Annotated in this window: 1 protein-coding gene and 2 pseudogenes; all 3 read left to right on the forward strand. The window is 46.9% G+C overall.

Annotated features, from left to right (window positions below):
* Nucleotides 1-890, forward strand: an 890-nt coding sequence (locus GT019_RS31455; protein WP_235949637.1) for a condensation domain-containing protein, incomplete at its 5' end; no start/stop codon positions are given.
* A gap of 29 nt (nt 891-919) precedes the next feature.
* A pseudogene (locus GT019_RS32810) lies at nt 920-1,609 on the forward strand (condensation domain-containing protein); the annotation flags it as partial.
* An 84-nt stretch (nt 1,610-1,693) separates the two neighbouring features.
* A pseudogene (locus tag GT019_RS32815) lies at nt 1,694-2,327 on the forward strand (AMP-binding protein); the annotation flags it as partial.

A 2,327-nucleotide genomic window follows, 5' to 3' on the forward strand; every position in this document is an offset into this window, starting at 1 on the left:
AGCTGTACGCCGGGGAAGAGCTGGCGGCGCTGCGCATCCAGTACAAGGATTACGCGGCCTGGCAGCAGGAGCGTCAATTTAGTGAGGCCATGAAGGAGCATGAATCCTACTGGTTAAACCGTTTCGCTGGTCAGTTGCCGGTTCTACAGCTTCCGGCGGACTATCCAAGGCCGGCGAAACAGCGATTCGAAGGTAATTGGGTGACGTTCACGCTAAACGAAGCTATAACCTCCGAATTAAGACGCTTGGTGAATGAGACAGGCACGACACTATATATGGTGCTTTTAACCATGTACAAAGTCATGTTGTATCAGTACACAGAACAAGAGGATATTATCGTAGGCACGCCGATCTCAGGCAGAGGTCATGAAAGTCTGGAGCGACTCATTGGAATGTTCGTAAACACGCTGGCGCTGCGCAGCTATCCAACGGGGAACAAAGCTTTTGCGGAATTTTTGGAAGAAGTGAAGCAACAGACGTTGGAAGCATTCGAGCATGAGGAGTACCCATTTGAGGGATTGGTGGAGCAGCTAAATAAGGTGCCAGATGCGAGCCGTAACCCACTGTTTGATACGATGTTTGTGTTGCAGAACATGGGGCTGCCGCATCTAGAACTCCCAAAATTGCTGATAACACCATATGAATTCAAGAATCGGGTCGCTAAATTCGATTTATTGCTGGAGGCGTCGGAAGGGGCCAAAGAAATAAAATGTAGGCTTAATTATAATACGGCTCTTTTTAAAGACAAGACTGCGGAAAGAATGGCTGACTACTTCCTCTCCCTAATTGAATTTATCATGAACAATAGATATGTTGCGCTAAAAGACATTCCATTAAGCTCGAAAAAAAGAGACCGGTTTATTGAGGAAGAAATACGCTTTAATTTCTAAAAAATGTTATAAAACATTTGGAGGTCAGCATGTACAAGCAATTACTCGAACCAGATGCTTTGGCGAGAACGGAATATAAATTGGAAAGGGAATATTGGATGCAAAAGCTGCAAGGCAGTCCAATTCCCAGTCGATTTCATGGAAAGTCAGTTAATTATTCTTCTTCAAATTATGGTGTATTTGAGCAAGAATTGCCGAGCGGGTTATATGAAAAAACGAACAAAATCTCGAACGGCTCTTTGCTTGCGTTATACATCTTGCTGTTAAGCGGAGTCAAGCGACTGCTTTCTCTCTATTCAAACAACGATGATGTTCTTATTGGAATGCCGCACCTCGGAATAGAGCGTGAAGAAAAGGATGATTTACTCGCACTTCGAACAAATGTAAATGCTGCCGCTACGTTCCGACAGTTGTTGAATGAGGTCAGGCGTACTGTCGTTGAAGCGGATAAGCATCCAAACGTATCCTATGAAGATTTCTCTAAAATAATGAATTCGACAAAAACAGTCCTATGGCCGTTAGAAACAATTGTGTTATTGGAAAATGTGCATGATACATCTAATTGTGATATTCATCAAAGGGATATGATTATTGCCTTTCATGTCCAGGAAGAGACAATAGATTTAAAGATTCAATATAACCAACAGGTTTATAGCGCAACGGTGATCGCTGCATTGGTTCAACAATTCATATTATTCCTCGATCAAGCATTGGAAAAACCGGATATGCCGATGTCCCAAATAGAGTTGGTATCCAAGACAGAACAGAATCAACTGCTGGAACTGTCAAAAGCGGGGGAAGTAATCTACCCGCGGGATAGGACGATTCATCAGTTGTTCGAAGCGCAAGTGGAACGAACGCCGGACAATATTGCGGTCGTATTCGAGGAACAGCAACTGACCTACCGGGAGCTGAACGAGCGAGCAAACCAACTGGCGAGGGTACTGCGGGAGAAGGGCGTGCAGGCGGACAGCTTGGTCGGCCTGATGGTCGAGCGCTCTTTGGAGATGATCGTGGGCATAATGGCGATTCTGAAGGCAGGGGGCGCGTACGTGCCGATCGATCCGGAGTATCCGACGGATCGGATCCGCTACATGCTGGAGGACAGCGGGACAACCCTGCTGGTGACCCAGTCGCATCTGCAGACGCCGTCTTCCTTCACGGGCACAAGCATCGCGCTGGACGAATACGGACGGGAGCAGCTCGACACCTCAAATTTGCAGGCAATCGCTGCCCCGGATTCACTGGCGTATATCATCTATACCTCCGGATCGACAGGACGACCGAAAGGGGTCATGATCGAGCATCGAAATGTGGTGCAGCTGCTGATGAATAACCAGCTGCCGTTTACCTTTGGCGTGGGAGACGTATGGACGATGTTCCATTCGTACTGTTTTGATTTCTCCGTGTGGGAACTGTTCGGAGCGCTGCTGTACG

It is taken from the genome of Paenibacillus glycinis (assembly GCF_009909185.1).
GTDB lineage: Bacteria > Bacillota > Bacilli > Paenibacillales > Paenibacillaceae > Paenibacillus_Z > Paenibacillus_Z glycinis.